General features: G+C 26.3%; 5 protein-coding genes. 1 reads left to right on the plus strand and 4 read right to left on the minus strand.

All coding sequences use genetic code 11. The features are described 5' to 3' along the window. Positions 1–118: 118 nt before the first annotated feature. Entirely contained in the window at positions 119–1,099 is a 981-nt protein-coding gene (locus Q1J76_RS10945) for a Gfo/Idh/MocA family protein (protein WP_300370203.1), read from the plus strand. 160 nt (positions 1,100–1,259) lie between these two features. Here the strand turns inward: Q1J76_RS10945 and Q1J76_RS10950 are convergent, their stop codons facing one another. The 4 genes from Q1J76_RS10950 to Q1J76_RS10965 all read right to left on the minus strand — a co-directional run. Next, a complete protein-coding gene (locus tag Q1J76_RS10950) occupies positions 1,260–1,760 on the minus strand; it encodes a GNAT family N-acetyltransferase (RefSeq protein WP_300370206.1) in 501 nt (166 codons plus the stop codon). A gap of 153 nt (positions 1,761–1,913) precedes the next feature. Continuing rightward, complete coding sequence (gene ruvA, locus Q1J76_RS10955; protein ID WP_300370209.1) at positions 1,914–2,492, minus strand: Holliday junction branch migration protein RuvA; 579 nt, start codon at positions 2,490–2,492, stop codon at positions 1,914–1,916. Positions 2,493–2,507: 15 nt separating this feature from the next. Next, the gene (locus Q1J76_RS10960; protein WP_300370214.1) at positions 2,508–2,717 is read right to left on the minus strand and encodes a cation transporter; all 210 of its coding nucleotides are present in this window, start codon (positions 2,715–2,717) and stop codon (positions 2,508–2,510) included. 78 nt (positions 2,718–2,795) lie between these two features. Then, on the minus strand, positions 2,796–4,016 hold a 1,221-nt coding region (locus Q1J76_RS10965; protein WP_300370217.1), incomplete at its 5' end, for a sensor histidine kinase.

The raw sequence follows: 4,016 nt of genomic DNA on the forward strand, positions 1-4,016 counted from the left end.
AAAATATAAAAATTCAAGTATGCAATTTTTAATTAATATTGACAATAAATAAAATTCTAATATGATTAAAGTATAAAAAGTATTATATAAATAATAAATATTCATAAGAGGTAGTATAATGAAAAAAATTAATATAGGTTTTATAGGAGCAGGACATATAGCAGAAATCATGGCTAAAACTATTTCAAAAATGAAAGAAGCCCAATGTTATGCTGTAAGTACAAGAGATATAAAAAGAAGTAAATCTTTTGCTAAAAAATACGGATTCAAAAAATTTTATGGCTCTTATGAGGAAATGCTTCAAGATGAAAAAATTGATTTAGTATATATAGCAACTCCTCATTCTCATCATTATGAACATATAAAATTATGCCTTAATAATAATAAACATGTTATATGTGAAAAAGCTTTTACTGTTAATGCTAAACAAACTAGAGAAGTTTTAATACTTGCTAAAAAGAAAAAATTATTATTAGCAGAAGCTATTTGGACTAGATATATGCCTAGTAGACAAATAATTAATGATACAATAAAAAGTGGAATCATAGGTAAGGTTACATCTCTTACGGCTAATTTAGGATATGTTATAAATAAAATTCCTAGACTCATAGAACCTGAACTTGCAGGAGGTGCTTTACTTGATGTGGGCGTTTATACTATAAATTTCGCTATGATGGTATTCGGTAATAAAATAAGTAAAATAGATTCCTCATGCGTAAAAACTAAAAAGGGAGTAGATGAACAAAACTCTATTACATTAACTTTTGAAGATGGTAAAATGGCTGTATTAAATTCTACAATGTCAGCACTTACAAATAGAGAAGGAGTTATAAACGGAGATAAAGGTTACATCGTAGTGAAGAATATAAATAATCCAGAATGCATCACAGTTTATTCATTAGGTAGAAAACCTGTAAAAACTATAAAAGTACCTAAACAAATAAGCGGTTATGAATATCAAATACTTTCATGCATTGATGCTATTAATAATGGAAAATTGGAATGTAAAGAAATGCCTCATGAGGATATTTTAAGAGTAATGAATATAATGGATGCTTTGAGAAGAAGCTGGAAAATAAAATACCCTTTTGAAAAATAATAGAAAATAAAAGCTAGTTGAAGCCAGCTAGGAGTTTACTTGCTAATTTATTATAGCTACACCAAAGGCGGACTTCGTAAAGAGCATAATAGTAAAAAATAAAGCCGTTAATATTTTTAATATTGCGGTTTTTTATTTATATAATTTTTGTAATATTTAATTAATCATAAACATATACAGTTTCTTCTATATCTTCATCATCTATTTTCAGTATATTTTTTTTACCAGAATCTTTAAATCCATTTTTCTCATAAAATTTTTTAGCTCTTTCATTTTTGTCAAAAACACAAAGGCATATATTATTATATCCAGATTCTTTTATATATTTTACGGCATGCTCTAATAATAAACTTCCTATACCAGAACTTTGATATATAGGATGCACATATAATGATATTATCTCTCCGTATCCTTCCATATTACATCTGCTTTGTCCATGTGAGATAACTGCTATAGGCTTATCATCTATATATGCTATATGTGCTTCTCTAGTTTTATTATTGATACCCTCTTCAAACTCATCACACCAATCATCTAAATATATTCCCTTCAAATATGAATTAGGTATAATATCCTTGTATGTATCTTTCCAACATATTGCATGAAGTTTGCTTATATCAAAAACATCTTCCAATCCTGCTTTTTTTATAGTTATATCCATTTATACCTCTATTATTGCTAGTGATAAACTCGCTTAAAATCAGTTGACAATTCTCTTCGTCAATTATCAGTTAATCATTTATCACTTTAAAATTAATGATATAATTATTATATATACTTTTTTTTATTATTGCTAGTGATGAACTCGATAAAATTATATACTACTGAGATTTCTTAAAGCATTGCTTATTAAATCTTCAGTTGTCATACTATCTTTATTTTCTATTGATGCCAGAGCCTTAACAGCTTCATTATTTGAAAAACCTAATGATATTAAAGCCTTTATAACATCACTTTCATTATCATTACTAATTGAAACTGATGAAACATTAATATCAATCTTCTCTATCTTATCCCTAAGCTCAAATAAAAGTTTTTCAGCCTTTTTCGTTCCCATACCTGATACTTTTTTAAGCAGATTTATATCCTTATTAAAAAGTATATACATAAGATCATTTATAGAATAAGTTGAAAGAACTTCCATAGCTAATTTAGGACCTACTCCCGAAGCCGACATCAGAGTATTAAACATATTTTTTTCTTCTCTTGTAAGAAAACCATAAAGTATCATGGCATCTTCTCTGTGTATAAGTTTTGTATAAAGTCTTATATTATCATCATTTTTCACATCTAATTTTTTTGATACTATAACCTCATAACCAACACCATTACAAAGAAGAGCAATGACACCTTCTGATATTATTTGTACTTTACCTTCTATAAAAGCGAACATGAAAAATAAATATTATTATAAACTAGGTTCGTATTCTAATTCTTTTATAGTTTCAAACATTTTATCGGTATTTACTTTAGACTCATCATATTCAACTTCAGCACAAGCATTTTCTAAACTTACATTAACTTTGCTTACACCGTCTAAAGCACTTAATTCTTCAGTAACTGCATTAACACAATTCTGACATCCCATACCTTGTATTTTTATAGTAATATTTTTCATCTTAAAGCTCCTTTGTTTCAATTCTCTAACAATTATATACTATATAAGGGTATTTTTCAATGATATTTAACTTATTTTTTATATTTTTTTATCATTTTCATCTTCTCTATATAAATTAAATACAACAGTCATTTCAGTACCTAGATTTTCTTCACTTTTTATATGTATATCTGCATTGTAATAATTACATATATTTTTTACTATTGTAAGCCCCAAACCAGTCCCATGAACTTTCAAATATTTATTATTCTTAACTCTAAAAAATCTCTCAAAAACTCTATTTAAATACTGAGGTGCTATTCCACATCCTGTATCCTTTACAGTGAAAATAGCTTTATCAGAATTATTTTTCAAATATACATCTACTTTTCCCTCATCATCAGTATATTTAATAGCATTATCAATCAAATTATTAACAACTTCAGTAATCTTTTCTTTATTAGCCATTATAATAGCTGATTCAAGATTTAATTGAACATTTATCGACCTCTGTTCTGCCTTTATTCTATTACTTTCAAATACATCAAGAACAATATCTTTAATATCTATTTTTTCATCAATAGTTTCCTTCCAATTTGCCTCTATTCTGCTTAATGTAAGCATATCAATAACTAAATCTTTCATTCTAAGAGCTTCATTATTGATTCTTTTAATGAAATCTGACTGATTTTTTCCACCGCCTGTAGCTATAAGAAGTTCGGAATAGCCTATTATTGAAGTGAGAGGGGTTTTTAATTCATGAGAAGCATTTATAAAAAAATCCTGCTTTTCTATTTCAACTTTTCTTATATCTGTAACATCTTCAAATTTTATTAAAGCGGATATATTTTCATTGTTTCTTATAGGAATAACACTTATTTCTATATCCATAGTATGCTCTTTAATATCAAATTTAGAAAATCTGCTTAATTCTATCGCATTATCTATCTTTTCTATTACATTATCATCTTTTATAATTTCATTTAAAATTTTTATATTAATATCTGAAATTTCAAGTAAATCTAAAGCATACTGATTAATAAAAAATATTTCTTTATTCTTATTAACTGCTATAATACCCTGAGCTATATTTTCAAGTACATAATTAAGTTTTTCTCTTTCTGTCTGATATCCTGTAATATTTTCATTCAAACTCACAGCAAGCTCATTTATATCATACAAAATAGCATTAATATCATTGTATCCCGTTAAATTTTTCGGTGTAGGAGATTTATTATTATATATATTATCAAGAGTTTCTTTTATCATATAAAAAGGAATCATAATATTACGGCTCATAAGAGGTAGTACTAAAGCCAT

Source organism: Brachyspira sp., from assembly GCF_029258575.1.
Classification (GTDB): Bacteria; Spirochaetota; Brachyspiria; order Brachyspirales; family Brachyspiraceae; genus Brachyspira.

Coding starts and splice junctions, on each gene's coding strand:
- ruvA (WP_300370209.1), bottom strand. CDS start 2,492: ATGTTCGCTTTTATAGAAGGTAAAGTACAAATAATATCAGAAGGTGTC.
- Q1J76_RS10960 (WP_300370214.1), bottom strand. CDS start 2,717: ATGAAAAATATTACTATAAAAATACAAGGTATGGGATGTCAGAATTGT.
- Q1J76_RS10945 (WP_300370203.1), top strand. CDS start 119: ATGAAAAAAATTAATATAGGTTTTATAGGAGCAGGACATATAGCAGAA.
- Q1J76_RS10950 (WP_300370206.1), bottom strand. CDS start 1,760: ATGGATATAACTATAAAAAAAGCAGGATTGGAAGATGTTTTTGATATA.